This window comes from Achromobacter veterisilvae, from assembly GCF_037619525.1.
GTDB lineage: Bacteria > Pseudomonadota > Gammaproteobacteria > Burkholderiales > Burkholderiaceae_B > Achromobacter > Achromobacter veterisilvae.
Genome location: NZ_CP148753.1, coordinates 5,543,374 through 5,569,522, shown reverse-complemented (window position 1 = coordinate 5,569,522; position 26,149 = coordinate 5,543,374). Strand labels below are relative to the sequence as shown.

The 26,149-nt window shown below is 68.3% G+C and carries 26 protein-coding genes; 9 read left to right on the top strand and 17 right to left on the bottom strand.

Annotated elements, in window-relative coordinates; genetic code table 11:
* Window positions 1-76 precede the first annotated feature (76 nt).
* Both dapA and bamC read left to right on the top strand, forming a co-directional pair.
* Window positions 77-982, top strand: a complete 906-nt coding sequence (gene dapA / locus WHX56_RS25825) for a 4-hydroxy-tetrahydrodipicolinate synthase (RefSeq protein WP_287752475.1) — start codon at window positions 77-79, stop codon at window positions 980-982.
* 17 nt (window positions 983-999) lie between these two features.
* Window positions 1,000-2,124 (top strand): outer membrane protein assembly factor BamC, encoded by a 1,125-nt coding sequence (gene bamC / locus WHX56_RS25820; RefSeq protein WP_129244595.1) that lies wholly within the window; start codon window positions 1,000-1,002, stop codon window positions 2,122-2,124.
* Between the two features lie 161 nt (window positions 2,125-2,285).
* On the opposite strand, the gene WHX56_RS25815 is transcribed toward bamC, so the two are convergent.
* The 4 genes from WHX56_RS25815 to WHX56_RS25800 form a co-directional block, all read right to left on the bottom strand.
* Complete coding sequence (locus tag WHX56_RS25815) at window positions 2,286-2,516, bottom strand: endopeptidase (protein WP_129244597.1); 231 nt, start codon at window positions 2,514-2,516, stop codon at window positions 2,286-2,288.
* Between the two features lie 217 nt (window positions 2,517-2,733).
* Window positions 2,734-3,927 (bottom strand): cupin domain-containing protein, encoded by a 1,194-nt coding sequence (locus WHX56_RS25810; protein WP_338879370.1) that lies wholly within the window; start codon window positions 3,925-3,927, stop codon window positions 2,734-2,736.
* Window positions 3,924-6,578 (bottom strand): DNA mismatch repair protein MutS, encoded by a 2,655-nt coding sequence (gene mutS / locus WHX56_RS25805; protein ID WP_422393623.1) that lies wholly within the window; start codon window positions 6,576-6,578, stop codon window positions 3,924-3,926. The genes WHX56_RS25810 and mutS overlap by 4 nt, the downstream gene beginning before the upstream one ends.
* 203 nt (window positions 6,579-6,781) lie before the next feature.
* Complete coding sequence (locus WHX56_RS25800; protein WP_338881838.1) at window positions 6,782-7,681, bottom strand: LysR substrate-binding domain-containing protein; 900 nt, start codon at window positions 7,679-7,681, stop codon at window positions 6,782-6,784.
* Window positions 7,682-7,784: 103 nt separating this feature from the next.
* On the opposite strand from WHX56_RS25800, the gene WHX56_RS25795 reads away from it, so the two are divergent.
* The gene (locus WHX56_RS25795) at window positions 7,785-8,675 is read left to right on the top strand and encodes an alpha/beta hydrolase (protein WP_338881837.1); all 891 of its coding nucleotides are present in this window, start codon (window positions 7,785-7,787) and stop codon (window positions 8,673-8,675) included.
* A gap of 707 nt (window positions 8,676-9,382) precedes the next feature.
* On the opposite strand, the gene WHX56_RS25790 is transcribed toward WHX56_RS25795, so the two are convergent.
* Genes WHX56_RS25790 through WHX56_RS25780 form a run of 3 tightly spaced genes read right to left on the bottom strand, consistent with a single transcriptional unit; the run spans window position 9,383 to window position 12,521 of the window.
* Window positions 9,383-10,342, bottom strand: coding sequence for a tripartite tricarboxylate transporter substrate binding protein (locus tag WHX56_RS25790; RefSeq protein WP_338879369.1), 960 nt, complete (start codon window positions 10,340-10,342; stop codon window positions 9,383-9,385).
* Between the two features lie 56 nt (window positions 10,343-10,398).
* Window positions 10,399-11,709 carry a fumarylacetoacetase gene (fahA, locus tag WHX56_RS25785; RefSeq protein ID WP_338879368.1) on the bottom strand — a complete coding sequence of 437 codons (1,311 nt, stop codon included), beginning with the start codon at window positions 11,707-11,709 and terminating at the stop codon, window positions 10,399-10,401.
* 23 nt (window positions 11,710-11,732) lie between these two features.
* Window positions 11,733-12,521 carry a 3-hydroxybutyrate dehydrogenase gene (locus WHX56_RS25780; protein ID WP_338879367.1) on the bottom strand — a complete coding sequence of 263 codons (789 nt, stop codon included), beginning with the start codon at window positions 12,519-12,521 and terminating at the stop codon, window positions 11,733-11,735.
* Between the two features lie 139 nt (window positions 12,522-12,660).
* Between WHX56_RS25780 and WHX56_RS25775 the strand changes: the two genes are divergently transcribed.
* From WHX56_RS25775 to WHX56_RS25765, 3 genes are all read left to right on the top strand, one after another.
* Window positions 12,661-13,551 (top strand): LysR substrate-binding domain-containing protein, encoded by an 891-nt coding sequence (locus tag WHX56_RS25775; protein ID WP_338879366.1) that lies wholly within the window; start codon window positions 12,661-12,663, stop codon window positions 13,549-13,551.
* A 100-nt stretch (window positions 13,552-13,651) separates the two neighbouring features.
* Window positions 13,652-14,560: an aldose 1-epimerase gene (locus WHX56_RS25770; RefSeq protein ID WP_338879365.1), complete on the top strand. Its 909-nt coding sequence runs from the start codon at window positions 13,652-13,654 to the stop codon at window positions 14,558-14,560.
* An 88-nt stretch (window positions 14,561-14,648) separates the two neighbouring features.
* Window positions 14,649-15,005, top strand: coding sequence for a hypothetical protein (locus WHX56_RS25765; protein WP_287754192.1), 357 nt, complete (start codon window positions 14,649-14,651; stop codon window positions 15,003-15,005).
* Here the strand turns inward: WHX56_RS25765 and WHX56_RS25760 are convergent.
* Window positions 15,002-16,015, bottom strand: a complete 1,014-nt coding sequence (locus WHX56_RS25760) for a zinc-binding alcohol dehydrogenase family protein (protein WP_338879364.1) — start codon at window positions 16,013-16,015, stop codon at window positions 15,002-15,004. The two genes, WHX56_RS25765 and WHX56_RS25760, sit on opposite strands and share 4 nt — an antisense overlap.
* 19 nt (window positions 16,016-16,034) lie before the next feature.
* Window positions 16,035-16,829, bottom strand: a complete 795-nt coding sequence (locus WHX56_RS25755) for an SDR family oxidoreductase (protein ID WP_338879363.1) — start codon at window positions 16,827-16,829, stop codon at window positions 16,035-16,037.
* Window positions 16,830-16,939: 110 nt separating this feature from the next.
* Between WHX56_RS25755 and WHX56_RS25750 the strand changes: the two genes are divergently transcribed.
* Window positions 16,940-17,845, top strand: coding sequence for a LysR family transcriptional regulator (locus WHX56_RS25750; RefSeq protein ID WP_287754189.1), 906 nt, complete (start codon window positions 16,940-16,942; stop codon window positions 17,843-17,845).
* A 10-nt stretch (window positions 17,846-17,855) separates the two neighbouring features.
* On the opposite strand, the gene WHX56_RS25745 is transcribed toward WHX56_RS25750, so the two are convergent.
* Window positions 17,856-18,362, bottom strand: a complete 507-nt coding sequence (locus WHX56_RS25745) for a DUF6496 domain-containing protein (protein ID WP_129244623.1) — start codon at window positions 18,360-18,362, stop codon at window positions 17,856-17,858.
* A 195-nt stretch (window positions 18,363-18,557) separates the two neighbouring features.
* Between WHX56_RS25745 and WHX56_RS25740 the strand changes: the two genes are divergently transcribed.
* Window positions 18,558-18,773, top strand: coding sequence for a dodecin (locus WHX56_RS25740; RefSeq protein WP_129244625.1), 216 nt, complete (start codon window positions 18,558-18,560; stop codon window positions 18,771-18,773).
* 862 nt (window positions 18,774-19,635) lie between these two features.
* Here the strand turns inward: WHX56_RS25740 and WHX56_RS25735 are convergent.
* Window positions 19,636-20,190: an NAD(P)H-dependent oxidoreductase gene (locus WHX56_RS25735; RefSeq protein ID WP_338879362.1), complete on the bottom strand. Its 555-nt coding sequence runs from the start codon at window positions 20,188-20,190 to the stop codon at window positions 19,636-19,638.
* A gap of 299 nt (window positions 20,191-20,489) precedes the next feature.
* On the opposite strand from WHX56_RS25735, the gene WHX56_RS25730 reads away from it, so the two are divergent.
* A complete protein-coding gene (locus WHX56_RS25730) occupies window positions 20,490-21,029 on the top strand; it encodes an antibiotic biosynthesis monooxygenase (RefSeq protein ID WP_338879361.1) in 540 nt (179 codons plus the stop codon).
* A 27-nt stretch (window positions 21,030-21,056) separates the two neighbouring features.
* On the opposite strand, the gene WHX56_RS25725 is transcribed toward WHX56_RS25730, so the two are convergent.
* Genes WHX56_RS25725 through WHX56_RS25700 form a run of 6 tightly spaced genes read right to left on the bottom strand, consistent with a single transcriptional unit; the run spans window position 21,057 to window position 26,009 of the window.
* Window positions 21,057-21,755, bottom strand: a complete 699-nt coding sequence (locus WHX56_RS25725; RefSeq protein ID WP_338879360.1) for a GntR family transcriptional regulator — start codon at window positions 21,753-21,755, stop codon at window positions 21,057-21,059.
* A gap of 21 nt (window positions 21,756-21,776) precedes the next feature.
* Complete coding sequence (locus tag WHX56_RS25720) at window positions 21,777-23,165, bottom strand: AtzE family amidohydrolase (RefSeq protein ID WP_338879359.1); 1,389 nt, start codon at window positions 23,163-23,165, stop codon at window positions 21,777-21,779.
* Complete coding sequence (locus WHX56_RS25715) at window positions 23,162-23,344, bottom strand: DUF4089 domain-containing protein (protein ID WP_129244635.1); 183 nt, start codon at window positions 23,342-23,344, stop codon at window positions 23,162-23,164. The genes WHX56_RS25720 and WHX56_RS25715 overlap by 4 nt, the downstream gene beginning before the upstream one ends.
* A gap of 25 nt (window positions 23,345-23,369) precedes the next feature.
* Window positions 23,370-24,191 carry an ABC transporter ATP-binding protein gene (locus WHX56_RS25710; RefSeq protein WP_338879358.1) on the bottom strand — a complete coding sequence of 274 codons (822 nt, stop codon included), beginning with the start codon at window positions 24,189-24,191 and terminating at the stop codon, window positions 23,370-23,372.
* Window positions 24,192-24,998: an ABC transporter permease gene (locus WHX56_RS25705; protein WP_287753852.1), complete on the bottom strand. Its 807-nt coding sequence runs from the start codon at window positions 24,996-24,998 to the stop codon at window positions 24,192-24,194.
* A gap of 3 nt (window positions 24,999-25,001) precedes the next feature.
* On the bottom strand, window positions 25,002-26,009 hold the full coding sequence (locus WHX56_RS25700; RefSeq protein ID WP_338879357.1) for an ABC transporter substrate-binding protein: 1,008 nt from the start codon (window positions 26,007-26,009) through the stop codon (window positions 25,002-25,004).
* Window positions 26,010-26,149: the final 140 nt, after the last annotated feature.

The window sequence follows — 26,149 nt, the reverse complement described above, 5'->3', positions numbered from 1 at the left end:
ATATCCGTTAAACTCAGCGGTTTCACTGATTCTGGCCTTGGGGCATCCTGCCGCGGGGCCGTGGAGCCCCACATTTATGGCATCCCCTGCAACCGCCGCAGGCGTTAATTTCCAGGGCAGCATGGTGGCCCTGGTCACCCCAATGCAGCCCGACGGCAGCCTCGACTACGCTGCCTACCGGTCGTTGATCGACTGGCACGTCCAGGAAGGAACCGACGCGCTGGTGGTGGTGGGCACCACCGGGGAATCGCCCACGGTCTCCATGGAAGAACACGCGGAACTGATCCGCGTCGCCGTCGAGCACGCGGCGGGCCGCATCCCGGTCATCGCCGGGGTGGGCGCCAACTCCACCGACGAAGCCATCCACCTGACGCGCCACGCCAAGGCCGTGGGCGCGCAGGCCGGCCTGTCGGTCGTTCCCTATTACAACAAGCCTTCGCAGGAAGGCCTGTACCGCCATTTCCGCGCCGTCGCGGAAGCGGTCGACCTGCCCACCATCCTGTACAACGTGCCGGGCCGCACCGTCGCCGACATGAGCAACGACACGGTCCTGCGCCTGGCGCAGGTGCCGGGCATCATCGGCATCAAGGACGCCACCGGCGACATCGCGCGCGGCGGCCTGCTGCTGCGCGAGGCGCCCGCCGGCTTCCAGGTCTTCAGCGGCGACGATCCCACCGCTCCCGCCCTGATCCTGCTGGGCGCGCGCGGCAATATCTCCGTCACGGCCAACGTGGCGCCGAAGCTCATGCGTGACCTCTGTGCCGCCGCCCTGGACGGCAATGTGCCCAAGGTGCGTGAACTTAATGCACGCTTGGCACGTCTGAACAAGGCTTTGTTCGTTGAAGCCAATCCCATCCCCGTCAAGTGGGCGTTGGCCGAATTGGGCCGCAGTGCACTCGGCTACCGGCTGCCGCTGGTTGAACTGGGGGCGCAGCACCATGCGACGGTGCGCGCCGCGCTCCAGGATGCGGGTCTGCTCTAAATATCGTGAGGATACGTATGAACAAGCGTCATGCCGGTCTGTCGGCATTGATGTCTCTGGTGTTGTTGGCCGGTTGCAGCGAGGTCAATCAACTCCTGGGCAATGAAGAGTCCGTCAATTACAAAAGCGCCGTCACGCAGCGCGGGGAGCCCCTGAGCATTCCGCCCGACCTGACCCAGGCCAACAGCGATCCGCGTTATCGCGCGCCCGCCTCGGGCTCGACGACGTATTCGCAGTTCCAGCAGCAAGGCGAGGCGCAAGCCAGCGCGCCCAAGACCAGCAACGTGCTGCCTGCCCGCACGGACATGCGGGTCGAGCGCGACGGCGATCTGCGCTGGCTCGTCGTGGACCGTGCTCCCGAGGACGTGTTCCCGCGCCTGATCGACTTCTGGACCGAAAACGGCTTTACCGTGGCCAGCAACAACCCGAGCGCGGGCCTGATCGAGACCGATTGGGCGGAAAACCGCGCCAAGATCCCGGAAAGCTGGCTGCGCCAGGCCCTGGGCATGATCCTGGAATCGGCCTGGGATAGCGGCGAGCGCGAGAAATTCCGCACGCGCGTCGAACGCGTCAACGGCCACACCGAGGTCTACGTCAGCCATCGCCAGATGCTTGAAAAGCGCGTCGGCGCCGACGGCGGCCAGGTGCAATGGCAGAACGGCAAGGAAGATCCGGGCCTGAACGCCGCCATGCTCGCCCGCATGATGGTCTACCTGGGTTCCGACGTCGACAACGCCCGCAAGCTGGTGCAGCAGGCCGAAGCCGCGCCGCAGAAGCCCGCGCTGCAGCAGGACGTCCGCGCGCAGGGCACGTCGCTCATCGTCGGCGAATCGTTCGACCGCGCATGGCGCCGTGTCGGCGTGGCGCTGGACGGCGGCGGTTTCGCCGTGGACGACCGCGACCGTTCCGCCGGCGACTACTTCGTCCGCTACGTCGATACCGACACGGGCGAGAAGATCGAACAGCCGGGCTTCTTCAGCCGCATGTTCTCGGGCGACAAGAAGGCCGAGGCGCCGCAGTACCGCATCCACCTGGCCTCCACCGGCGACCAGACGGAAGTGACCGTGCTGGACGCCAACGGCGCGCGCGACAACAGCGCCACCGCCCAGCGCCTGCTGAGCGTGCTGAAGGACAAGATGTAAGGCAAGCAGCCCGGCGCCGCGGCGCCGGCCGCATGAAGAGGCCCCCTAGTGGGGCCTTTTTTCTTGTTGTTGCCCCAAGACAAAAAGCAAAAAGGCCCCGGCAGTCCGACTGCCGGGGCCTTTCTGCTTCCTCTCCGAGCGGGGGTTCGTCGCTGAGGGGATCAGGACGCGGGCGTGGTCGATCCACCCGGGGTGGTCGAACCGCCGCCCGGCGTGGTGTCGGGCGTGGGGGCCGGAGCCGGAGCCGGCGAAGTGGCCGGAGGCGTGGCGGGGGCAGGCGTGCTGGCGCCCGGAGCGGGGTTGGTCGCGGGCGCCGGGGCATCTTCCTTCTTGTTGCAGGCGCTGAGCGCGACGGCCAGCACCGAGGCAATAATCAAGGTTTTGCTCATCATTTTTAGACTCCTGTAGATGACGACTCTTGAAACCCCGTTAGGGGAAACCAGAATCCAGGCTACAGGAACACGCAGGCCGATCCCGTGTGAAAGTTAAAAAGGTGGCTTCCCAACGGCAACAAACCTTTCAGCTTCGTGTTATGTCTTTCTTGATGTGACGCGTCGAATAGACCTGATTTCGTTCTGTGCAAGACGGATACGTACCCGTTTCCAGATACTACGCCGCCACGTAGCGGATCCAGCCCGAATCCAGCCAGTCCGCCAGGCAGGAGCGCGCCTCGTCGGACAGGCGGGCGCAGGACGGGTGGGCGCAGTCCAGGCTGCGCGCATCGGCAAGCGCGCGCAAGGCGGCGTCCGCCGGCACCATTGCCGTCTCGCCATTGATGAAGAGCTGCTTGCCCCGATACAGCATGCGGCTGCGGCGGTCCAGCACCAGCCTGCCCGACGAGGGCCAATCCTCTTCCAGATCCACGTCCAGGCCTTCGGGCGCGTCGAACACGCTGAGGTTGCTGGGCTCGGTCAGCCAGCAGCCCAGGAAACGCGAGGCCAGCGCATCGTCGAAGCGCAGTTTTTCCACGGTTTCCAGCGTGGCGGCGACCAGCCCGTCGGGCAGCGCGGCCGGGGTGTCGACGGCGGGCTGGCCCGGGTCCCGGTAGACCGCGGACAGCCTGGGGCCGGGCAGTGCGGGTTCGCCGTAGGGGCCGCCCAGCAGGCCGACGCGCGCCATGACCTGGTCGGCGGCCGCTTCCAGCAGGCCGCGCGCCAGCGTCGCCTGCGTGGGGGCGCGGAAACCGATGGAGATGGTCATGCAGCCGTCGCCCACCGCCACGCCGTCATGGGCGGCCTGGGGCGGCAGGTAGAGCATGTCGCCGGGGGCCAGCACGGCCGTTTCCTCGGGCTCGAAGCGGCTCAGTATCTTCAGCGGCAGGCCGGGCTCCAGGGACAGGTCCTTCTGGCGGCCGTAGCGCCATTCGCGCTCGCCCGCCGCCTGCAGCAGGAACACGTCGTAGCTGTCGAAATGCGGGCCCACGCCGCCGCCATGGCTGGCGACGCTGATCATCACGTCGTCCAGGCGGGCGTCCGGAATGAAGCGGAACAACTGCATCAGTTCGGACGCGGCGTCGCTGTGGAGGTCCACGCTTTGCACCAGCAGAGTCCAGTCGCCCTCGTTGTCCTTGGGCAGGCGCGCGAAGGGGCCGTTTTCCATCTGCCATTCGCCGTTCTCGCGCCAGATGAGGCGCGACTCCACGTCGTCGCGGCGCGCGAGCTTCTTGATGGCGGCGATGGTGACGGGCGGCTTGAAGGCGGGGATGGCCTGACGGATCAGCAGCGGCTTGCGCTGCCAATAGCGGCGCATGAAGTCGTTGGGGCTTTGATTGCCCAGAAGCGTCAAGGGGCGGTCGAGGTTCATTGGAGGTGCTTCTTCAGGCGGTAAAGGGCGTCCAGCGCTTCGCGCGGCGTGAGGCTGTCGGGGTCGATGGCGGCGAGTTCGTCGCGCAGGGCGTCCAGGGCCTCGAAGGCGTCGGAGCGTTCGGCCGCGGCATCCGCCTGGGCGTCGGCCTCGGCCGCGGCCGAGAACAGGCCGAGCTGCGGGGTGGGCGCGCCCTGGGCTTCCAGGCGTTCCAGTTCGCGGGAGGCCTGGCGGATCACGGCGGCCGGAACGCCGGCGCGCTGCGCCACCTGGATACCATAGCTGCGGCTGGCGGGGCCTTCGCGCACTTCGTGCAGGAAGACGATGCCGCCCGCGGATTCCGCGGCGGCCAGGTGCACGTTGGCGGCGGCCGGCTGCTCGGCGGGCAGGCGGGTCAGTTCGAAGTAATGCGTCGCGAACAGCGTCAGCGCGCGGTTGTGCGCCAGCAGGCGGCAGGCGATGGCCCAGGCCAGCGCCAGGCCGTCGTAGGTCGAGGTGCCGCGGCCGATCTCGTCCATCAGCACCAGGCTGTTGGGCGTGCTGGCCGACAGGATGGCGGCCGCCTCGGTCATTTCCATCATGAACGTCGAGCGCCCGCCGGCCAGATCGTCGGCCGCGCCGATGCGCGTGAAGATGCGGTCGATCTTGCCGATGCGCGCGCGCGCCGCGGGCACGAAGCTGCCGATGCGCGCCAGCAGCACGATCAGCGCCACCTGCCGCATGTAGGTCGATTTACCGCCCATGTTCGGGCCGGTGATCAGCAGCATGCGGCGGGCGGGCTCCAGCCGGCAGCCGTTGGGCGTGAAGCGTTCGATCGCGTGTTCCACCACGGGATGTCGGCCGGCCTCGATGTCGATGTCGGCCTGCTCCGACAACTCGGGCGCGATCCAGTCGTGGCGGCGCGCATGTTCGGCCAGCGCGGCCAGCGCGTCCAGCTCGGCGAGCGCGGCGGCGCAGTCCGACAGCGGGCGCACGTGCTCGGCCAGCACGTCCAGCAATTGCTCGAACAGCCATTTTTCGCGGGCCAGCGAGCGGTCCTGGGCGGACAGCACCTTGTCTTCCCAGGTCTTCAGTTCAGGCGTGATGTAGCGTTCGGCGTTCTTCAGCGTCTGGCGGCGGCGGTAGTCTTCCGGCACCTTGGCCGTCTGGCCCTTGGTGACTTCGATATAGAAGCCGTGCACGCGGTTGAATTCCACGCGCAGGTTGTTGATGCCGGTGCGTTCGCGCTCGCGGGCTTCCAGTTGCACCAGGAAGTCGCCGCCGTCGGCCGCGAGCGCGCGCAGCTCGTCCAGTTCCGAGTCGAATCCCGGGGCCAGCACGCCGCCGTCGCGGATGGCGACCGCGGGCTCGGCCGCGATGGCGCGTACCAGCAGGGCGGCCAGCGCGGGGTCCACCGACAGGTGCGACACCAGTTCGCCCAGCCGGGGCGAATCCGCCATCGGCTCGACCTGCTCGCGCAGCGCGGGCAGGGCCTGGAGCGCGTCGCGCAGGCTGGCGAGTTCGCGCGGGCGGACCGAGCGCAGCGCCAGGCGCGTGGCGATGCGTTCGATGTCGGGGAAGGCGTTGAGCGCGCCGCGCAGGGATTCCAGCAGGCCGGCCGATCCAAAGGTCTGCTCTACGTCCATGCGGCCGGCCAGCAGCGCCGAGATGGCGTGCTGGCGCGCCTGCGCCTGTTCGTTCTCGCGCAGCGGGTGGTGCAGCCAGCGGCGCAGCAGGCGGCTGCCCATGGGCGTGCGGCAACCGTCCAGCAGGGAGAACAGCGTGGGCGAATCTTCGCCGGACAGCGTCTGCGTCAGTTCCAGGTTGCGGCGGGTGACCGGGTCCAGCAGCACGTACTGGCCGGGACGTTCCACCGACAGGCTCTGTACGTGGGCCAGGGCCTGCGCCTGGGTGCGGGCCGCGTAGCGCAGCAGGGCGCCCGCGGCGCAGACGCCGGCCGGCATGTCCTCGACGTCGAAGCCCGCCAGCGTGTCGGTCTTGAAATGCGCCAGCAGGTGGGCGCGCGCGCTGTCGGCCTCGAAGTGCCAGTCGGGCACGCGCGTGCGGGCGCTTTCGAACGGGAAGTCGAATTCGGCGGTGTCGGCGCAGATGACCTCGGCCGGCGCGATGCGGTGCAGTTCCGATTCCAGTTGGGGCGGCGCGCATTCGGTCACGCGGAATTCGCCGCTGGCCAGGTTCAGCCAGGCCACGCCGGCGCGCGGCGCGCGCGCCGGGCCGGTGACGAAGACGGCGGCCAGCGCCCGGTCGGCCTTGGCCGGCAGCAGCGCGTCGTCCGTCAGCGTGCCGGGCGTCACGATGCGCACGATGCGGCGTTCGACCGGCCCCTTGGAGGCGGCCGGATCGCCGATCTGCTCGCAGATGGCGATGGACTCGCCCATGGCGACCAGGCGGGCCAGGTATTGCTCCATGGCGTGCACGGGTAGCCCGGCCATGGGGATGGGCGTGCCGTTGGACGAGCCGCGCTTGGTCAGCGTCAGATTGAGCAGGCGCGCGCCGCGTTCCGCGTCTTCGTAGAACATTTCATAGAAGTCGCCCATGCGGTAGAACAGCAGCAAGGGACCGGCCTCCGCCTTCAGGCGGAGGTATTGCTGCATCATGGGGGTGTGGCCCGAAAGGGCGTCGGCGGCGGAGTGGGGCGTTGCTGAATTCATGCCCGTAATTGTATCGGGCGGGCGGAGCGCTGCGGGCGGCTACGCCGGGCGCCGCCGGTTTTTTTCGGGGGCGGGGCATCGCTTGTTGATGAGGTTGCCGAGCTTCTTGATGATCTCGCGTTCGGTGTCGGCGCTGGCTTCGGCCGCCTTGGTGCAGCAGGGAATTTGCAGTCCGGCTCCAATGAAACCCGTCCCAGCGTCTATCAGTCCCGAAGCCCGCGCTGGCTGAAGCGGCTCTGGCCAGCACTGCGGGCGGCCTCGATCAGCGCTGTGCTGACCGGATTATCCCCGCTGGCAAAGGCGTAGAAGCGCGCCATCGGCAGTTCGGGCAAGCCATCCTCGCTGCCGAGTATGCGCAGGCCTTCACTGCGTTGGCTGTCGGCGATGACCGTGATGGCGAAGCCCGCACGCGCCGCCGACAGGCAGCCGGCCATGCTGCCGCTTTCAAAGACGATGCGCCAGACCCGATCCGTCTTGCCCAGCGCCCTGACTGCCGATTCGCGATAGACGCACGGCTCGGGAAAGACCGCCAGCGGCAGCGGCGGTTCGGCCGGCAGGGGTTGGTCGGCCGAAAACGCCCAGACCAGCGGTTCTTCCCACAACAACGTGCCGCTGCCCTCGACGCGGCTGCATTGCTTGCCGAAGACCAGCTCCAGGCGGCCGCGTTCCTGCTGGCGCAGCAGATCGGCGGTGATGCCGACCTTCAGTTCGACCGTGGCTTCGGGATTCCATTGCCGAAAGCGTTGCAGCACCTGGGGCAGCCAGGCACCGGCAAAATCTTCCGAGGCGCCAATACGCAGTCGTCCGCGTAATGGCGTACCGCGCAGCTTGGCGCGGGCTTCGCGTTCCAGATCGAGGATGTTGCGGCCGTAGGCGTACAAGGTGTCGCCGGCCTGCGTCAATTCCAGGCGGCGAGTGGTGCGCGCCAGCAGGCTGGCACCCGCGATCTGTTCCAGCCGCCGCATGTGTCCGCTGACGGCCGAAGGCGTCAACGACAGCCGTTCGGCTGCCGTGGCGAAGCTGCCGCTGTCCACGATTTCGAGAAAGGTGCGCAGCAGCACCGTGTCGAGTGGAGGGCCATCGGCAAGGGGAGAAATAGGCATCCTGGAATTCAACGTGAAAAATCATTAATCAATGAAGATTATTCGACAATAGAATGGAATCGTCCAGCTACGCTTGGGAATCTTCACGATGAGAGGTTCCCTTATGCACAACTATCGCTTCGCCTCGACCGAACGGCTCGATATCGCCTATCTGGAATGGAATCCGCATGGCGCGCGAACCGCCGTCCTGCTGCATGGCTGGCCGGATAGTCCGGAGTGCTGGAAGACCGTGGCTCCCATCCTGGCCGAGGCGGGCTACCGCGTGCTGGCGCCTGCGCTGCGTGGCTTTGCGCCGACGCGGTTCCGCGATGCCGCCACGCCCCGCAGCGGGCAGTTGTCCGCCCTGGGCCGTGATTTGCTGGATTTCATCGACGTGCTGGGATTGGCGCAACCCGCGCTGATCGGCCATGACTGGGGCGCGCGCGCCGCCGCCAATGCCTGCGGCCTGCGGGCGGGTGCCGCTTCGCACCTGGTGATGCTGTCGGTGGGCTACGGCACCAACGACCCCAACCAGCCGCTCCCGCTGCCGCAGGCGCGCAACTACTGGTATCACTGGTACATGGCCACGCCGCGGGGAGCGCAGGTGGTGCGCGATGAACGCGAGGCCTTCGCCCGCATGATGTGGGACACCTGGGCGCCGGCCGGCTGGTACGCGCAGGCTGATTTTGACGAAGCCGCGCGGGCGTTCCAGGGCGAAGACTGGGCCGAGATCGTGCTGCATTCCTACCGGCATCGCTGGGGCTTCGCCGAGGGCGACCCGGCCTATGCCGGGGACGAAGCGCGCCTGCACCCCGCGCCAGTGCTGTCGGTGCCGACGCTGGTGTTGCACGGCGGCGCCGACACCTGCAACCACCCCGACAGTTCCAAGGGCCGCGAGACGTTCTTCAACGGCGGCTACGAACGGCAGGTGCTCGATGGCGTGGGGCATTTCCCCCAGCGGGAAGCGTCGCGGTCTGTCGCGGAGGCCATCCTGAGTTTCTGCCGATCGAAGTGACTAGCAAGCCCTGGAGAGGGGGTGAGGAGCAGGCCGGCAAGTTGCGGCGCCGCTATTTTGTTGGCCGCCGATGCGCGACGGCGACCGCGATGGTGCCGTCCGGAAGGCGGTACTTCCCGTCGCGAAGCCAGGTGACCGGCTCGCCCGTGGGCAACGAGCAGATGTATTCGGGCTCTGGTGGAGCCGTCTCGCTGCGCTTTATGACCAGGCGGCGTTGTACGCGGCAGGTCGATCGATCTGGTAGCTTGACGATGACGTCCGCTAACCGGGTGCCTGAGGCCATAGTGTCTCCCTCCTAGACCGGCGCGCCTGCATTCGGGTAATGGAGATGCCGGCAGGCGCATGCTCCCGTGGCGCTTCCATCATTAGCATGAGCGCCTGAGCGGGCAGCATCCGCCGTGAGGGCGATGGCTGCCGGGCGGGGCCCGGCGCACGCGCGCGCGCAAGGTTGCGCGGCCCGCGCCGGCAAATCGAAAGCGCCCCGATGGGGCGCTTCGCGTGGCGGCCGTCGCTGACTCCCCGTGCTCGTCAGCGGCGGGGCCGCCTTCTTTGGCGGCCTTCGGCGCTTCGGCCCGCCCTGCGCAACCTGCTTTCGGATGCCATCATGCATTTCGGCGCCCGCCAAAAGGAGACATCCGGATGGGCGGCGTGAAATAGTGTGAGAGACCGGGCAACAGTGTTGCGAAATCGGGAAAACCAGCGCGCCATCACTTGTTCATGATGTTGCCCAGCTTCTTGATGACCTCGCGCTCGGTGTCGGCGCTGGCTTCGGCTGCCTTGGTGTAGGACGCGGAATCCATGTATTGCGGCGAGACGCCGGACTGCCGCAGCAGGGCCAGGAAGGCGTCGTCCTTGAGCGTGTCGCGGAACGCGCCGTCGAGCCGGGCGATCACGGCGGGGTCCATGCCCTTGGGGCCGGCGATGCCGAAGGGCGAAGTGTGGACCACCGGGTAGCCGGATTCCTTCAGGGTGGGCACGTCCGGCAGGTCGGGCGAGCGGCGGTCGCCCAGCGAGGCCAGGATGCGCACTTTGCCCGAGGCCACGTAGGGCAGGATGGTGCTGGCGCCGACCAGCACCTGGATGTGGCCGCCCAGCATGGCCGACAGCGCGTCGGCGTCGCCCTTGTACGGCACGTGCGTCCATTTGGCGCCGGCGGCCTCGCCCAGTTGCACCATCGCGATGTGCTGGCTGCTGTAGGCGCCCGGCGTGCCGTAGGAGAGGGCATCGGGCTTGGACTTGGCGTAGGCGACCAGGTCGTCCAGCGTCTTCCAGGGCGAGTCGGCGCTGACCGCCACATAGTAGTTGTAGCCGGCGATCATGGAGATGTAGGTCAGGTCCTTGATCGGGTCGTAGCGCGTGCCGGTGATGTGGGGCATGCGGAAAATGCCGATGGGCACCATGGTCACGGTATAGCCGTCGGGCGCGGTGTTGAGCATCTGCGTCGCGCCCAGCGTGCCGTTCGCGCCGGTCTTGTTCTCGACCACGACCGTCTGCCCGAGCCGCTTGCCGGACTGTTCCGCCAGCGCGCGGCCCACCACGTCCGTGACGCCGCCCGCCGAATACGGGATGATCAGGCGGATGGGATGCTTGGGAAAGTCCTGGGCCAGCGCGGGCGTGCCGGCGGTGGCGGCCAGGGCCATCATGCCTGCTGCGAATAGCTTCTTCATTTCATGTCTCCGTTATGTATGCGCGGCCTTCGGTCTTGCGGAGGCCGTTGTAGGGGTCAGTCGATGATGCGGGCGCGGCTTTCGCCGAAACCGATGCGGGCGAATCCGTCGCGGCGGCAGTGCGCCGTCAGCGCGATCTCGTCTCCCGCTTCCAGGAACAGGCGGGTCTCGCCCGACGGCAGTTCGATGGGCCGCGTGCCGCCGCGCGTGAGTTCGAGCAGGCTGCCGTGGCCGCTGTCGTCCGGGGCCGATATGGTGCCCGAGCCGAGCAGGTCGCCGGGGCGCAGGTTGCAGCCGCCCAGCGTGTGCTGGGCCACCATCTGCGCGGGCGTCCAGTACAGGTGGCGCGCGTCGCTGGCGGACAGCCGGCAGGGGCCGAGCGCGAGTTCGCGCATGCGCGCCGTCGACAGCCAGGCCTCCAGCGCGATCGACAGGCCGCCCGCCGCGGCATCGGCCTCGTCGCGCAGGTACGGCAGCAGTTCCGGATCGTCGCCGCCGCGCGCCATGGGCGCGCAGCGGAACGGCGCCAGCGCGTCGGCCGTGACGACCCAGGGCGAGACCGTCGAGGCGAAGTTCTTGCCCTGGAACGGGCCGAGGGGCTGGTATTCCCAGGCCTGGATGTCGCGGGCGGACCAGTCGTTCAGCAAGCCGTAGCCGGCCGCATGATCCGCCGCCGCGGCCAGGGGCACCGGCGCGCCGAGCGCGTTGCCCGGGCCGATCCAGATCGCCAGTTCCAGTTCGAAGTCCAGTTGGGCCGACGGCCGCAGCGCCGGGACGTCCACGCCGGCTGCGGTCCGGACCTGGCCAGTCGGACGCCGCACCGGCGAACCGGACGGGCGGATGGACGATGCGCGGCCGTGATAGGCGATCGGCACGTGCTTGTAGTTCGGCATCAGCGGGCTGTTCGGCCGGAACAGTCTGCCGACCTGCGTGGCGTGGTGGATGCCGGCGTAGAAGTCGGTGTAGTCGCCCACGTCGGCGGGCAGCAGCAGTTCGCACTGCGCCTGCTGGCGCAGCAGTTGCCCCGCCAGCGACGCGTGGCGCGCCCGCCCGGGATGATCGGCGTCCAGCAGGGCGAACACGGCATGGCGCAAGGCCGTTCGCGCCGCGGGCGGCAGAGCCATCCAGTCGTTGAGCGCGCCGGCCGTCAGCGCCAGGCGCGAGGCCGGATCCAGGCCGTCCATCAGGCCCAGTTCGACCGCCGCCCGGGTGTCCAGCACCTGGTCGCCGATGGCCACGCCCACGCGCGGCGTTCCGCCGCCCTGGCGGAACACGCCCAGGGGAAGGTTCTGGATGGGAAAGTCCGGGTGGCCGCGGGTTCCGTCGACCCAGCTCGCCGCCGCGGGCACATGAGTATGATCCAGCATCGTAGTCTCCTCTATCCCCGGCCTCAGGCCGCGGTCGTGCCGCCGTCCATGGCCCATGCCACGCCGCGGACTTCGTCGGCGTCGGGCGAACAGAGGAATTCGCACAGGCCGGCGATCTGCTCCAGGGTCACGAACTTGCCCGAAGGCTGCCGCAGGCCCAGCAGGCGGTCGGTGGCGGCGGCGTTGTCCAGGCCGTCGCGTTCGGCCAGCGCGTCGATCTGCTTCTGCACCAGCGGCGTATGCACCCAGCCCGGGCAGATGGCGTTGCAGGTGATGGTGGTTTTCGCGGTTTCCAGCGCCACGGATTTCGTCAATCCGATGAGTCCGTGCTTGGTGGCGTTGTAGCCCGTCTTTCCCGCCCGCCCGCGCATGCCGCTGATGGACGCCATGTTGACGATGCGGCCCCAGTTGCGCGCGCGCATGGCGGGCAGCGCCGTGCGGATGGTGTGGAAGCTGGCCGAGAGGTTGACCGCGATCATGTCGTCCCATTTCTCGACGGGAAAGGCCTCGATCTGGCTGACGTGCTGGATGCCCGCGTTGTTGACCAGGATGTCCAGCGCGCCGTAGGCGTCGTTCAGTTCCGCGATCATGGCCTCGATCTCGGCCGGCTTGCGCAGGTCGCAGGGCTGGAAGCGCACGGGCACGCCGTAGACGTCCCGGAATTCGGCGCACAGCGCGTCGGCCGCGGCCGCGTCCGCCAGGCCGTTGAGGACCAGGGTGGCGCCGGACCGCGCCAGGCGCCTCGCCACGGCCAGGCCGATGCCGCTGGTGGAGCCGGTAACCAGGGCGACGCGCCCCGAAAGATCAGCCATTGTCATGCCTCTACATCGTGTCGTTGTTCGATGCGTGGCAGGTTAAAGCCGGCGGATTGTGTCGTCCAATTTATTATGGACGTACTATTTATACTTACTGAGTATTAATTTCCGGTTGGTCTTTTACGGAATCCGTCCGATGGAATTGCGCCACCTTCAGAGTTTCATGGTCGTCGCCACCGAGTTGAGCTTTACCCGGGCCGCCCTGCGCCTGCACATCGCGCAGCCGCCGCTGAGCCAGCGCATCCGCGAACTGGAGGACGAACTGGGCGTCAAGCTGTTCGAGCGCAGCACGCGCAAGGTGGCGCTGACGGTGGCCGGCCGCGTGTTCCTGGATGGCATCCAGCCCATGTTCCGGCAACTGGACGGCGCGGTGGAAGCCTGCCGCAAGGCCGGCCGAGGCGAGACGGGCAGCCTGCGGCTGGGCTATACCGGGCGCGCCAGCCACGTGCGGCTGCCGGGGCTGGTGCGCGACTGCCGCCGTCTGTACAGCAACATCGCGCTCGATATCCAGGGGCCGCTGCCCACCGGCGAACTGCGGCTGAAGCTGCTGGACGGCACGCTGGACGCGGCCTTGTGCTTCCTGCCCCTGGAGGGCGGGCACATCGTGTCGCACGAATTCATGCTGAGCGAGTTCTCCATCGCGCTGGCCGATACGCACCCGCTGGCGGCCAGGGCGGACCTGGCCATCGCCGACCTCGCGCACGAACCCTTCATCGCCTATCCCTCGGGCAAGGGCTTCCATCTGCGCGACGCCATGGACGCGATCTGCCTGGGCGCGGGATTCATGCCGCGCGTCGTGCGCGAGACCGAGGCGTCCCAGACCCTGCTTTGCCTGGTCGCGGCCGGCACCGGCGTGGCCATCATCCCGCGCGATATCGAGTCGTTCAACATGGAGGGCCTGGCGTTTCGCCCCTTGCCCGCGGATGCGCCCAAATTGCAGCATGGCATCGCGTGGCTGGACACGAACCAGAACCCGGCGCTGGGGCATCTGCTGGCGCTGTGCGGCGTGCGCCCCGCGGCCGGATGAAGCCCGGGCCGCCGCAACCGCGCTTGCGGCGACGGGACGCCGGCGGCACAATCGCAGCGCGCGGCCTTGTCTTTGTTCTAGCCGCCGGAGCCGCACAGCAATGCAGAATCTTCCCGTTCCCGCGGCGCTGGACGCCAGCGCGCGCATCGCCATCGCCAGCGGGGCGCACCAGGCCGAGTTCGCGCCGGACGGCGGCGGGCGCCTGACGCGCCTGTCCACGGGCGGCCACGACTGGATCGTGCCGCTGACCGCCACCGGATGGCCCGCGGCGCAATGGCCGCGCGCGGGTTCCTATCCGCTGGCGCCCTATGCCAACCGGATCCGGGACGGCGTGTTCGTCTTCAACGGTGCCCGGCATGCGTTGCAGTCGGTGCCGGGCCGTCCGCACGCGATCCACGGCGCGGGCCTGTACCAGGCCTGGCGGGTGCGCAACCATGCCGCGGACAGCGTCGACCTGGTGCTGGAGCAGCCGGCCGGCGTGCTGGGCTGGTCCTGGCCGTTCGAATGCGTGCAGCGCTATCGGCTGGACGCGCGCGGGCTGAGCGTGGCGCTGGCCATCGTCAACCAGGGCGACACGCCTATGCCCTTCGGACTGGGGCTGCATCCTTATTTCACGGCGCAGCGGGTCACGCTGCACGCGCGGCGCCTGTGGCCCGCGGACGCGGACGGCCTGCCGGCCGGCAGCCAGGTCGGCCACGTGCGCGAGCTGCGGCGGTCCGCCGAGGGCTGCGATACGTATCTGTCGCAGTGGGAAGGGCGCGCCACCCTGCATTGGCCGGACGGGCACCAACTGGCGCTGCACGCCGATCCGGCGTTCGCGCACCTGGTGGTGTACACCGCTCCGGGCTCGGGGTTTCTCTGTGTCGCGCCGGTGACCAATGTGGCGGACGCCTTCAATCTGGCGGCCGGCGGCGACACGCGCACCGGCATGCGGGTACTGGAGCCTGGCGAGCGCTTCAGCGCGACCGCCTTGCTGGGCCTGGCCGTGCCCCGCGCCGGTCGTTCATGAAGGGGCGGCGCGGGAATCCACGCCGCGCTTGGAAAGCGCCGCCGCCTGCGGCGATAATCCGGGCAGTCCAAGTCTAGGGAGTCGTTACGTGAAAAAGCTCAGCACCGAACAATTGCAGGCCGCGGCAGAAACGCTGCGCCGGGTGCAGGCAAGGCTGGCGCGCGCCGGCAACTTGCCGCTTGAGCCCACCATCTACGCCTGCGCGAAGGGGTTCCGCCGCAACGTGCCCGACTACGTGTGGGCCTGGCTGTCCGGCCTGCTGGCGCCGCACAAGAGCCTGGCCGCCTGGATGGATGCGCACCAGCCGGGCTGGCGCGAAGGCAAGACGCCGGCCGCGGCGGTCTACGCGCGCAGCGAGAACGGCTGGTTCGAATGGCTGATCGCCGAACTCGAAGCCGAAATCGACGATCCCCACGCGCGCGCCAAACGGGAAGGACGCGGCTAGAAGCCTTCCAGCACCACCTTGCCCCGCGCCTTGCCGCTTTCGATGAAGGCGTGGGCGCGGCGCAGGTTTTCCGCGTTGATCTTGCCGTAATGCTCGCCCAGCGTGGTGCGCAGCGTGCCGTTGTCGATCAGGCGGGCGGCCTGGGTCAGCAGTTCGTGCTGGGCGATCAGGTCGGGCGTGCCATGCAAGGGCCGCGCGAACATGAATTCCCAATGCAGCGACGCCGACTTCGACTTGAGCAGGCGCACGTCGATGGCGGCGGGGTCGTCGATCAGCGCGACCCTGCCTTGCGGCGCGATCGCTTCGGCGATCTGCGCGAAGTGCTGGTCGGTGTGGGTCAGCGCGGCGATGTCGCTGACGTGTTCGAAGCCGATGCGCTTGAGTTCGGCGGCCAGCGGCCTGGCGTGGTCGATGACGTGATGCGCGCCCAGTTCGCGCACCCAGTCCTGGGTCTGCGGACGGGACGCGGTGCCGATCACGGTCAGGCCCGTCAGTTGGCGGGCCAGTTGCACCAGAATCGAGCCCACGCCGCCGGCGGCGCCGATGACCAGCAGGCTGCGCTGGCTGGGGGCGCGGTTGTCCAGCACGCGCAGCCGGTCGAACAGCAGTTCCCACGCGGTGATGGTGGTCAGCGGCAAGGCGGCGGCCTGGGCGAAGTCCAGGTTGGCGGGCATGGCGCCGACGATGCGCTCGTCCACGACGTGCAGTTCGCTGTTGGCGCCGGGGCGGTTCAGCGCGCCCGCGTACCAGACCCGGTCGCCGGGCTTGAACAGGCTGGTCTTGGCGCCCGTGGCGCGCACGACGCCGGCGGCGTCCCAGCCGATGATCTCCGGCCGGCCGTCCGTGGGCTTGCGGTTGGCGCGGATCTTCACGTCCACCGGGTTGACCGAGATGGCGCGGACCTCGACCAGCAGGTCGCGGTCGCCGGGCACGGGATCGGCGACGGTGATGTCCTGCAGCGCTTCGGGATGGTCGGCGGGCAGGTTCTTGAAGTAGGCGATGGCTTTCATGGAGAGGGCTCGATAGGGATCAGATAATGGAGCGGACGACGCCGCCGTCCACGCGCAGCGCGGCGCCGTTGGTGGCGGAGGCCTGGGTGGAACTGGCGTAGACGACCATGTTGGCCACTTCCTCGACGGTGGCCAGGCGGCGCAGCAGCGACGTGGGGCGGTGCTGGGCGATGAAGTCGCGTTCCATGTCGTCTTGCGAGACGCCTTGCTCCTTGGCCATCTGGGCGAAGAACGCCGAGACGCCCTCCGAGCGCGTGGGGCCGGGCAGCACGGCATTGACCGTGACGCCGGTGCCGGCGGTCAGTTCGGCCAGCCCGCGCGACACGCCCAGGAGCGCCGTCTTGCTGACGCCGTAATGGATCATTTCGGCGGGGATCTGCACCGCCGATTCGCTGGAGATGAATACGATGCGGCCCCAGCCGGCGGCCAGCATGCGGGGCAGGTAATAGCGCGACAGGCGCACGCCGCTCATGAGGTTTACGTCCAGCATGTATTGCCAGTCGTCGTCGGTGATTTCGGTGAAGGACTTGGGCGCGAAGTAGCCGGCGTTGTTGATCAGGATGTCCACGTCGGGATGCGCCGCCGAGATCGAGGCCGCGCCGTCGGCCGTGGCCAGGTCGGCCTGGACGGTGCCGAGCTGGGCCGAGGGCAGTTGCCGGGCAATGGTGTCGGCGGCCTGCGCGAGCTTGCCGGCGTTGCGGCCATGCAGCACGACCTGCGCGCCGGCCTGGGCCAGGCCGAAGGCGATCGCCAGCCCGATGCCGCCGGAGGATCCGGTGACCAGGGCTTTCTTGCCGTTGAGTTCGATGTTCATGCGGTGACTCCTTGTGTGTCGGGGATGAGGCATGATTACCCAGTCCGCGGCAATGAAAAACCGGCTAGCATCGCAGTCAGTTTCAATCATTCGTTGAAAATGAGAGCGGCATGGTGCGGTTCGAGGACCTCAAGATCTTTCTGGCCGCGGCGGACCAGGGCAGTTTCTCGGCCGCCGCGCGCGAACTGGACCTGACCCCGGCGGCGGCCAGCGCCGCGCTCAAGCGGCTGGAGCTGGCCCTGGACGCGCGCCTGTTCGTGCGGTCGACGCGCAGCCTGAGGCTGACGGGCGACGGCGAGCGCTACCTCGAATACGCCCGTTCCGCCATTTCGACGCTGGAGGCCGGCAAGAACGCCGTGGCGCGCAGCAAGACCGAGATCTCCGGCACCTTGTCCGTGTCGATTCCGTCCGACCTGGGCCGCCACGTGCTGCTGCCCTGGCTCGACGAATTCCAGGGCGAGCATCCCCGCGTCAGCTTCCAGGTGCGCATCAGCGACCGCCTGGCCGACCTGTACCGCCAGCCGGTGGACCTGGCGGTGCGCTACGGCACGCCGACAGACTCCGGACTGGTGGCGCTGCCGCTGGCCGAGCGCAACCGCCGCGTGGTCTGCGCCTCGCCCGCCTATTTTGCGCGCCACGGTATGCCGCAGGCGCCCGCCGACCTGCGCCGCCACAACTGCCTGTCCTTCGTGCTGGGCGAAACGCTGCACGACCGCTGGACGTTCCAGCGCGGCGACGGTTCCACGCTGACGGTGCCGGTCAAAGGCGACCGCGTGGGGGACGACGGCGAACTGGTGCGCCGCTGGGCGCTGGCCGGCCATGGCGTGGCCTACAAGTCGCGCTACGACGTCTTGTCCGACCTGCGCGCGGGGCGGCTCGTCGAGGCCTTGGGCGACTACGCCAGCGAGCCGTCGCCGCTGTACCTGCTGTGCGTGCACCGCATGCTGCTGTCGCCGGCGGTCAGGCGCCTGCGCGAGTTCCTCCAGGAACGCTTCAGGCAGTTCGAGGCGGGCTAGGGGCGCGGGCTCAGTGCGCGTGGCTGGCCCGCTGATTGGCCGCGCGCGTGCGGGCCGCTTTCTTGGCGGCCGCCGATCGTCCGGCCGCGCCCTTGGTGGCGGCGGCCTTCTTGGCCGCGGCCGAACGGGCCGCCGCCGTGCGCTTGGAGGCGGATGCGCTGGCCTGCCGGGACAGCGCCGAACGCGACGCGGGCTTCGTGCTTTCCCGCTTCAGCGCGGTGGTGGTGGACCGGGCGCGCGTGGCGGACTTGGCGTGTCCGTCGCCGGCCGCGTGGCTGTCCTGCGCGGCCTTGCGCTTGGTGGCGGCGCTGGCCTTCTTGGGGGCGGGCAGCTTGACGCCGGCGCGGCGGGCCTTGGACAGGCCGATCGCGATGGCCTGCTTGGTGGACCGCACGCCATGCTTGCCTTCGCGCACGTGTTCGATTTCCTCTCGCACGAATTCTCCGGCCTGCGTGGATGCGGACTTTCCTTGACGTTTGTCGCGCGCCGCTCGTTCCAGGGTTTTTCGTTCAGGCATGACGGTACCTCCTTGCTTGCGTTGCGGAAGCCGGTTCCGCCGTGCGCGCCGAGTCCGGCGCGGAGACGGAACTCGTAACACCACTCTAGCGCCGTGAGCGTATGCTGTGTGTTCGAATGGATTGCCGGTCGTAAGCGCCGGAACGTCGCCGCCTGGCCGACGATTCACGACTCACCCCCTTCGCGGAGACGAGCTATGTCGAATCATGTCTACAAGCAAATCGAATTGGTGGGCTCATCCACCAAGTCCACCGATGACGCCATCTCGCAGGCCATCGAGCGCGCGTCCGAAACCCTGCGCAATCTGGATTGGTTCGAAGTCACCGAGGTGCGCGGCCACATCAAGGACGGCAAGGTGGCGCATTGGCAGGTCGGCTTGAAGATCGGCATGCGCCTGGAGGGGAACAGTTAAGTTTCCACCCGCTGCTCCTTTCTTGAGCACGGCTTCCAAGTGATTGTCTGATAAGGGCTTTTTCAGCTTGTTATCGGACTGTTCATAGGCTTGTCCACATTCGATGGGGACAAGCGGGGTCCGGTCGCGGCGCGAGCGCCGCGGCCCCGCGCGCATCCGGGCGAACGCGCGGCGTTGCGCGTTTCTTGCCCGGTGCTTTCAAGTCCTTGGTCCATAAGGGCTTTTGGGGAGTACCCGCATACTGTCCTCAGGCTTATCCACATTTCTCGGGGACAACCGCGAGGCCGCGCCATGGTGTTTGGGCCTTTCTTGACCACCCCTTGCAGGCCCTTGATATGCAAGGGGAATCCCGACCTGCCCTCATACTGTCCTCATGCTTTTCCACAGAACGCGGGGACAAATCCACATCGTCGCCGGGCGCGCGGCCAGTCCGGGGCCGCGGCCCGGATTTCAGTGGATAAGTGCGCCGGAAATCATCCAAAAGCAGGATTGCGCATTTTTTGACCGCACCTTGCAAGTGCTTGGCGGGACAGGGGATTTTGGTTCTGCCCCAAGGCTGTCCTCAACCTTCTCCACAGTTGGCGGGGATAAGTGGTGGAAGGGCCCCCACGCCGCGCCTTCGGCTTGCTGCCCCCCAAGGGGGCTGGCCCGCCTTGGGGCGGCCCGGCGGCGGGCCGGCTATTCTTGTGGAGGCTGTTCAACACAGATTTTTAATGTGGCACTGGGCATCTGGCAACGGCTCTGGGGTGTGCGCGCTTGCGCAAAAAAAGCCCCCCGACGTATCGGGGGGCGTGATCGCCTGGAGGTAGGGCAGGCGATCCCTGCCGGCCGGAGCGCAGCCCCTGGCCGGCAGCGGCGGCGATCAGGCGTTGAACTTCTTGATCCAATCCACGTAGCGGTCGATCCAGCCTTGCAGGAACTTGCGCGTGCCTTCGTTGGTGATGTTGTATTGGTCGTCGATGAGGCCTTCCGTGTATTGCAGGAAGACTTCCGGCGTGGTCAGCGCGTTGGCGCCTTCGGCGGCCAGGATGTTGCGCAGGTGCTGCTGCATCAAGGCGGTGCCGGCGGCGCTGGGCGAGGTGCCGACGATGCCGATGGCCTTGCCCGTCCACGAGTTCTGGCCCCACGGGCGCGAGCCCCAGTCGATGGCGTTCTTGATGGCGGCGGGCACCGAGCGGTTGTGCTCGGGCGAGACGAACAGGATGCCCTGCGCGTCCGCGATCTGCTGCTTGAGCTTGGCGGCGGGAGCGGGCAGGTTGTTTTCATTGTCCTGGTTGTACAGCGGCACGTCGCCCAGGCTGACATAGTCGAACTTGAAGTCCGCGGGCACCAGTTTTTCCAGTGCGCGGGCCAGTCGTAGATTGAACGAGGCGGCGCGCAGGCTTCCGACGAAAACAGCGATCTTGTAGGTGCTCATGGGGCGCATGCTCCAAGCGGTGGAAGGGAACGCCCAGTGTAGACCTGTCCGCACTCGGGCTCAATGCGGATCGCGCATATGGTTATTCAGCAAGATGACGCGCCGATGTCCGCGGCGACTGCGCCGTTCGCACCGCCGTGGTGCCCGCCGCGGACGCCTTCACCACGATGGGGTGCGGCGCGGTGCGCGGCGGCCGGCGCGATGGCCGCAGCCACCCGGGAACGCGCCGCCGCGGGGCTGGCACGCCGCTTGCTTGCAGACACCGCATAACACGCTGCACGCTGCCCAGGAGTTCCGCCATGTCCAGTTCCGCCGTTCCCGCCCCTGTCACCATGCTGGTCACCCGGCACATTGCGCCCGAGCGCTACAGCGACTTCCTGTCCTGGATGCGCCAGGGAGAGATCCTGGCGGCCGGTTTTCCCGGGTTCCTCGGGTCGGGCGTGCTGCAGCCGCCGGAGGGCGGGGACCAGTACCAGATCGTGCTGCGCTTCGCCGACGAGGCCAGCCTGAACCGTTGGGAGAACTCGCTGCCGCGCCGCATGTGGCTGGAGCGCGGCACGGCGCTGGTGCGCGCCAGCCACGCCCGCCGCGCCAGCGGCACGGACGGCTGGTTCGCGCCCAGGCTCAGCGCGCCGCCCCGCTGGAAGCAGGCGGTCAGCATCTGGCTGGCCTATTTCCCGGTGCTCCTCGCGTTTTCCGTATTCGCGAGCGACCACTTGAACGTCCTGCCCGTCTTCTGGCGCGTCCTGGTCACCAGCGTGGCCCTGACGCCCATCATGGTATTTGTCTGCATACCGCTCGTGTCGCGGATGCTGCAACGCTGGCTGCGCGCCGGTTGACGGCCAGCCGGCCGCCAGGAGCCGCGATCACGCGGCCCTTGCCTGGCGCGTGGAATACAAGCGGTGCAGCGTGATCTTGCGCACGGCGGCCTGGCTGTCCAGGATGTGCGCGCGCAGCAGGTCCACGGCGCGCTCGGCGTCGCCGTCCAGTATCGCGCCGAGGATCGCGCCGTGTTCCTCGTAGGTCTTGCCGATGCGGTCGGGCTGCGTGAAATCCAGCCGCCGCACGATGCGGATGCGTTCCGTGGCGGCGCGATGCACGCGCGATATTTCGGGGTTGCCCGCCGCGGCGACCAGATCGATGTGGAAACGCTCGTCCAGGTCGGCCAGCCATTCGCAATCGGTGGAACGCCGGTGCGCGTCCACCAGCCAGAGGTCCGCCAGCGCCCGCAGCGGACCGGCGTCTTTGCCGGGCGCGCAGATCGTCTGCACCGCGGCCGCTTCCAGCACGCTGCGCAACTCGTAGAAGTGGTCCAGCGTATTGAAGTCCAGCGGCTTGACCAGCCAGCCGTTGCGCTGCCGCACTTCCAGGTAGCCTTCCCGTTCCAGGCGGAAGAGCGCCTCGCGCACCGGCGTGCGGCTGACCTGCAGCCGGTCGGCGACCTCGGTCTCGGTGAAGCGGTCGCCCGGCGCCAGGCGGAATTCCAGGATGTCCCGTTTCAGCGTGCCGTATACGGTGTCGGCGAGCGTGCGGGGGATGTCGATCGCGGCGAAGGCGGTTTCCATGTGGTGTCTCGGCGTTGCGGTTCAAAGTGGGAGGGTTCGCGCCACGCCCGCCTGTTCCAGGGCCAGGGCGGCGCGCAGGCAGTCGGCCTCGCGCCAGGGCGCGCCGATCAGTTGCACGCCCAGCGGCAGGTGGCCGTCCTGCCCGGTCCCCGGCCATATCGGCGCGGTGCAGACAGGCAGGCCGATGCAGGAAACCGGCTGTGTCAGGATCCCCATGCTTGCGCGCGCCGGCATCCGCTTGCCGGCAAGCTCCAGCCAGTCCGCGCCGATGGGCGTGGCCGGAACCGGCGTGGCAGGCGCGATCAGCACGTCGTAGTCCTCGAACAGCGCCAGCGCTTCGCGGTAGACGCGGTGGCGGATGCGCTGCGCGTGCTGCGTCCAGGCCGCCGGCACCAGGCTGCCCGCGACCAGCCGGTCGCGCGAAAGGGGTTCGTAGTAGTCGTAATGCGTGACGAGCCTGCGGCGGTGCAGCGCGCCGCCTTCCGCCGCGGTGATGACGAAGGCGGCGGCGCGAGCCTGGGCGGCGCCCCGCAGCTCGACGCTGGCGACGGCGCCCAGCGCGCTCGCGGCGATCTCGACGGCGCGGCGGGCTTGCGGTCCGGCCCATTCCGAAAAATAGCCGCCCAGCACGGCTACGCGCAGGCGGCGCGGGCCTTCGTCCAGCGCGGGCAGGACGGGCTCGGCGGCGCGCTGGGCGCAGGCGACGTCGTCCGGGTCCGGGCCCTGCAGCGCGTCGTAGGCCGCGGCGAGGTCGGCGGCGCTGGCCGCGAACGGTCCCAGGTGGTCCAGGCTGCCGACGAAGGGGAAGGAGCCGGCGCGCGACAGCCGGCCATAGGTGGGCTTCAGGCCGAACACCCCGCACAGCGAGGCCGGCACGCGGATGGATCCATTGGTGTCCGAGCCCAGCGCCAGCGGCACCAGGCCGCCCGCGACGGCGGCGGCGCTGCCGCCCGAGGATCCGCCCGCGATGCGCGAAGGGTCGTGGGGGTTGCGGCAGGCGCCGTAATGGGAATTCTCGGTGGTGAAACCGTAGGCGTGTTCGTCCATGTTCAAGGCCCCGACCAGCACCGCGCCGGCTTCGCGCATGCGCTCGACCAGCCTGGCGTCGCGTCGCGCCGGGGGATTGGAGGCATTGACTTTCCCGCCCGCCAGCGTCACTTCGTCGGCGATATCGAACAGGTTCTTCACGGCGTAGGGGACGCCCGCCAGTGGCGGCAGCGGTTCGCCGCGGGCGCGGCGTGCGTCGATGGCCGCCGCTTCCTGCCGCGCGCGGCCCTCGGTGACGGCGGTGAAGCAGTTGTAGCGCGCATCGCGCTCGCGCACGCGGGACAGGGCGGCTTCCAGCACCGCCAGGGCGCTGCGCCGCCCGCTGCGGACCAGATGGGCGATGTCTTGCGCGGGACCGTTCACGGGCGGAACACCGAGGCGGATTCCAGGTCCGCGGACAGGGGTTCGTCCACGAAGCTCGCGGCGATTTCGTGGATGCGCGAGAACTGCTGCACGATGTCGGCCGTGGCGGGCTCGCGCAAGGCATAGCCCGCAAGCGCCAGCGCGCTGCGCACGTATTGGTCGATGGTTTCCTGGGTCATGGCGGTTCTCCGGTGGCCGGACGGATTACTTGCGCACTTCGCGCTGGAAGATTTCCAGGCTCAGCTTCTTCATCTGGACGAAGCTGGGCTCGGACAGCGTTTCCACGGTGCGCGGGCGGGCGTCCCGGTAGTCCAGGATCTCCGCCACCCGGGTGGGGCGCTTGGTCAGCAGCAGGACCTGGTCGGCCAGGTACACGGCTTCCTCCAGGTCGTGCGACACCAGCAGCATGGTGGTGCCCGTCCGCATGAAGACCTCCTGCAGCTTTTCGCGGATGAACAACGTCATCTCGAAGTCCAGCGCGGAAAACGGCTCGTCCAGGAACAGCACCTCGGGTCCCGGCGCCAGCGCGCGCATGATGGACGCGGTCTGCTGCTGTCCGCCGGACAGCTCGTAGGGGTAGCGCTTCAGGTCGAACTTGACGTCGAACGAGGCCACCAGCTCTTCCACGCGGGCATCCACGTCGGCTTTGCTTCGGCCTTCCAGGCGCAGGGGATAGGCGATGTTGTCGATGGTGCGCAGCCACGGGAACATGGCCTCGCGGTAGTTCTGGAAGACATAGCCGATCTTCGTCTGCGCGAGCGATTTGCCGTCGAACAGGATTTCTCCCGAATCCACCGGTATCAGGCCCGCGATCATGTTGATCAGCGTGGACTTGCCGCAGCCGTTGGGCCCGAAGACGGACACGATCTTGCCCTTGGGGATGTCCAGGTCGAAGTCTTCGTACAGCGGCCAGTCGGCGAAGTACTTGGTCAGCCCGCGGATGGTGATGTGCGTGCCCAGCGGGCCTGGCGCGAACGGCGCGCCGGGCGGGGCGGGGGCGATGATGGGATTGATGACGGTGGACATTTACCGGCCGCTCCAATGGACGACGCGCTTTTCCAGCACGAGAAAAAGGATGTTCAGCACGTAGCCGAGCGCGCCGGCCGCCAGGATCGCGGCGTACATGTCGCGCACGTTCAGCACCTGCTGCGCGTTGATGATGCGGTTGCCCAGCCCGCTGTCGGACCCGATGAACATTTCCGCCACGATCACGATGACCAGCGCCATCGAGACGCCGCTGCGCAGGCCCACGAAGGTGGGCTGGAGGCTTTCCCAGATCAGCACGTCCTTGAAGATCCGCCAGCGCGACGCGCCCATGACGCGCGCCGCCATGACGCGCTGTTTGCGCGCGTTGATCACGCCGTAGGCGCTGTTGAACAGGATCACCAGCACCGCCGCGAAGGCGGCGATGGCGATTTTGTTCATGTCGGTGACGCCGAAAATCATCAGGAACAGCGGGATCAGCGCCGATGACGGCGTGGAGCGGAAGAAGTCCACCAGGAACTCGACGCTGCGGTAGGCCTTTTCGCTGCTGCCCAGCAGCACGCCCAGCGGCACGCCGATCACGCCCGCGATCAGGAAGGCCTGCAGGGTGCGGTTCAGGGACGACAGGAAGTCGCCCAGCAGCGGGCCGCCGGCCATGCCCTTGGCCAGCGCGGCGATGGCGGCCGCGGGAGTGGGCAGGAGGACGGGGCTGACCAGGTGCAGGCGCACCACCAGGTCCCAAATCGCGAACAGAACCAGCGGGCCGATCAGCGGCAGCAGGCGCGCGGCGTCGAACCGGCGCGCCGGCCGTTTCGTCCCGGGGGCGGCGGTGATTGCGGTGGCGCCCATGGCTCAGCCCTTGTAAAGCATGGAGGAGACGTCGACCTTCTGCGCGAAGACGCCCTTGTCGGCGAAGAGGTCGAAGAACTTCTGGAAGTACTGGATGTCGCCAGGGGTGAATTCGTTGTAGAGCGTGTAGGCCGCGAGCGGCACTTCCTGCGTCATCGGGCCTTCGATCGCGGTATAGCCCTTCATGAAGGGGCGCGCCTCTTCGGGCTTGCTGCGGATCAGTTCGATGCCGCGGGCATAGGCGGCGATGAATCGCTTGCTTTCCTCGGGATGCTTCTTCAGGAACGCGGTGGTCAGCGACGCCGATCCGCCGAACCAGGGCGCCATCGGGTCGCCCAGCACGTACTTGGCGATGACGCCCGCCTCCAGCACCCGGGTCGTGCCGTTCAGCCGGCCGACGGTGCCGGTGGGCTCCAGCGTGTAGCAGGCGTCCAACTGGCCGGCGGCAACCGCGGCGACGTGCTGGCTGATCGCCAGTTCGACCACGGTTGCCCCGGTTGCGCCGGCGCGCTCCAGCACTGCTTTGGCCAGCGTGGCATTCTGGATGCCGGGTCCAGATCCGACCTTTTTCCCCTTGAGGTCTGCTATGGATTCGATGGGACTGTCTTTCGCGACGATGAACTCGTCCAGCACGTTCCTGGCGTTGCTGGGGTTGGACGCGAAAATCTTGAACAGGCCGGGCGAGGCGATCTCGCCGATGGCCAGGTTGGCCGAGCCGGTGCCGTTGGCGCTGCCGTCGGCGCGGCCGGCGAGCATGGCTTCCATGACCTGCTGCGCGCCCGCGAACTTCAGCGGTTCGACGTTCAGCCCGGCTTCCTTGAAATAGCCTTTTTCCAGGGCCGCGTAGAAGGGCAGGCCCGCCGCGACCGGCCAGAAGCCGATGCGGATGACCGGGCCCGATTGCGCCCGCGCGAGCGCCGGCGCGGCCAGCGTCGCGGCCCCCAGCGCGGCCCCTTGGATCAGCCGGCGGCGGGTGGCGTTGAAGGCATAGGGCGCGTTGCGGTTGAGCATGTGGGACTCCTGGTCTGCGGGAATGGGGCTTGTGGACAAGCTTGCATACCACCCATCAAGCAATACCCGTGCCAACACGCTTGCCGGCGGCGTTGGCGCCGGCAGGCGGACGCGCGGGCCTTGGCATGGTGCCGCCCATG

What these genes read in the sequence shown, in the direction of transcription:
- dapA (WP_287752475.1), top strand. Translation starts at nt 77, where the DNA reads ATGGCATCCCCTGCAACCGCCGCAGGCGTTAATTTCCAGGGCAGCATG.
- bamC (WP_129244595.1), top strand. Translation starts at nt 1,000, where the DNA reads ATGAACAAGCGTCATGCCGGTCTGTCGGCATTGATGTCTCTGGTGTTG.
- WHX56_RS25815 (WP_129244597.1), bottom strand. Translation starts at nt 2,516, where the DNA reads ATGATGAGCAAAACCTTGATTATTGCCTCGGTGCTGGCCGTCGCGCTC.
- WHX56_RS25810 (WP_338879370.1), bottom strand. Translation starts at nt 3,927, where the DNA reads ATGAACCTCGACCGCCCCTTGACGCTTCTGGGCAATCAAAGCCCCAAC.
- mutS (WP_422393623.1), bottom strand. Translation starts at nt 6,578, where the DNA reads ATGAATTCAGCAACGCCCCACTCCGCCGCCGACGCCCTTTCGGGCCAC.
- WHX56_RS25800 (WP_338881838.1), bottom strand. Translation starts at nt 7,681, where the DNA reads ATGCCTATTTCTCCCCTTGCCGATGGCCCTCCACTCGACACGGTGCTG.
- WHX56_RS25795 (WP_338881837.1), top strand. Translation starts at nt 7,785, where the DNA reads ATGCACAACTATCGCTTCGCCTCGACCGAACGGCTCGATATCGCCTAT.
- WHX56_RS25790 (WP_338879369.1), bottom strand. Translation starts at nt 10,342, where the DNA reads ATGAAGAAGCTATTCGCAGCAGGCATGATGGCCCTGGCCGCCACCGCC.
- fahA (WP_338879368.1), bottom strand. Translation starts at nt 11,709, where the DNA reads ATGCTGGATCATACTCATGTGCCCGCGGCGGCGAGCTGGGTCGACGGA.
- WHX56_RS25780 (WP_338879367.1), bottom strand. Translation starts at nt 12,521, where the DNA reads ATGGCTGATCTTTCGGGGCGCGTCGCCCTGGTTACCGGCTCCACCAGC.
- WHX56_RS25775 (WP_338879366.1), top strand. Translation starts at nt 12,661, where the DNA reads ATGGAATTGCGCCACCTTCAGAGTTTCATGGTCGTCGCCACCGAGTTG.
- WHX56_RS25770 (WP_338879365.1), top strand. Translation starts at nt 13,652, where the DNA reads ATGCAGAATCTTCCCGTTCCCGCGGCGCTGGACGCCAGCGCGCGCATC.
- WHX56_RS25760 (WP_338879364.1), bottom strand. Translation starts at nt 16,015, where the DNA reads ATGAAAGCCATCGCCTACTTCAAGAACCTGCCCGCCGACCATCCCGAA.
- WHX56_RS25755 (WP_338879363.1), bottom strand. Translation starts at nt 16,829, where the DNA reads ATGAACATCGAACTCAACGGCAAGAAAGCCCTGGTCACCGGATCCTCC.
- WHX56_RS25750 (WP_287754189.1), top strand. Translation starts at nt 16,940, where the DNA reads ATGGTGCGGTTCGAGGACCTCAAGATCTTTCTGGCCGCGGCGGACCAG.
- WHX56_RS25745 (WP_129244623.1), bottom strand. Translation starts at nt 18,362, where the DNA reads ATGCCTGAACGAAAAACCCTGGAACGAGCGGCGCGCGACAAACGTCAA.
- WHX56_RS25740 (WP_129244625.1), top strand. Translation starts at nt 18,558, where the DNA reads ATGTCGAATCATGTCTACAAGCAAATCGAATTGGTGGGCTCATCCACC.
- WHX56_RS25735 (WP_338879362.1), bottom strand. Translation starts at nt 20,190, where the DNA reads ATGAGCACCTACAAGATCGCTGTTTTCGTCGGAAGCCTGCGCGCCGCC.
- WHX56_RS25730 (WP_338879361.1), top strand. Translation starts at nt 20,490, where the DNA reads ATGTCCAGTTCCGCCGTTCCCGCCCCTGTCACCATGCTGGTCACCCGG.
- WHX56_RS25725 (WP_338879360.1), bottom strand. Translation starts at nt 21,755, where the DNA reads ATGGAAACCGCCTTCGCCGCGATCGACATCCCCCGCACGCTCGCCGAC.
- WHX56_RS25715 (WP_129244635.1), bottom strand. Translation starts at nt 23,344, where the DNA reads ATGACCCAGGAAACCATCGACCAATACGTGCGCAGCGCGCTGGCGCTT.
- WHX56_RS25710 (WP_338879358.1), bottom strand. Translation starts at nt 24,191, where the DNA reads ATGTCCACCGTCATCAATCCCATCATCGCCCCCGCCCCGCCCGGCGCG.
- WHX56_RS25705 (WP_287753852.1), bottom strand. Translation starts at nt 24,998, where the DNA reads ATGGGCGCCACCGCAATCACCGCCGCCCCCGGGACGAAACGGCCGGCG.
- WHX56_RS25700 (WP_338879357.1), bottom strand. Translation starts at nt 26,009, where the DNA reads ATGCTCAACCGCAACGCGCCCTATGCCTTCAACGCCACCCGCCGCCGG.